General features: G+C 37.6%; 1 protein-coding gene. It reads right to left on the bottom strand.

Annotated elements, in window-relative coordinates:
* The coding region (locus tag I6F28_RS37155; protein WP_225143960.1) for a ClbS/DfsB family four-helix bundle protein at positions 1-368 on the bottom strand (368 nt) is incomplete at its 3' end.
* Between the last annotated feature and the right edge of the window lie 74 nt (positions 369-442).

Here is a 442-nt window from a genome sequence, read left to right on the forward strand (position 1 = left end):
TTAATAAGGTTCACAATCTCATTTTTTACAGTCTGAAGTTCAGCTACTAACAACTCATAACTTAACTCACTGTAATCTGAGTAAAATTTTTGAGCAAGAAGGCCAAGCTGATTCCATTTATAGCCAGTTTCCGGAAAATCGACAGGCAGACCTTTAGCATCAGAAGCGATCCACTTTACAACAAGAGCATTCCATCCAAGCAGATACGAAACGAGATCACGAACACTCATCTCCGTTCCTTTGGCGTGTCCGTCCATTGATTTATCTGAAGTAATTTCTGGTGGGATTGTGTTGAGGTAACTAATTAATTTACTAAAATTTTTATCAATAGCTAAAAGCAGTTCAGCTTTTGTTTGCGGCACACTCATAAGAATTCCCTCTCATGTAAAAAGAGACACCATAAAGGTACTGTGTGGTGTTTGAAAATCACTCAATTATGTAC

Source organism: Bradyrhizobium sp. NBAIM14 (assembly GCF_020193895.1).
GTDB classification, from domain to species: domain Bacteria; phylum Pseudomonadota; class Alphaproteobacteria; order Rhizobiales; family Xanthobacteraceae; genus Bradyrhizobium; species Bradyrhizobium yuanmingense.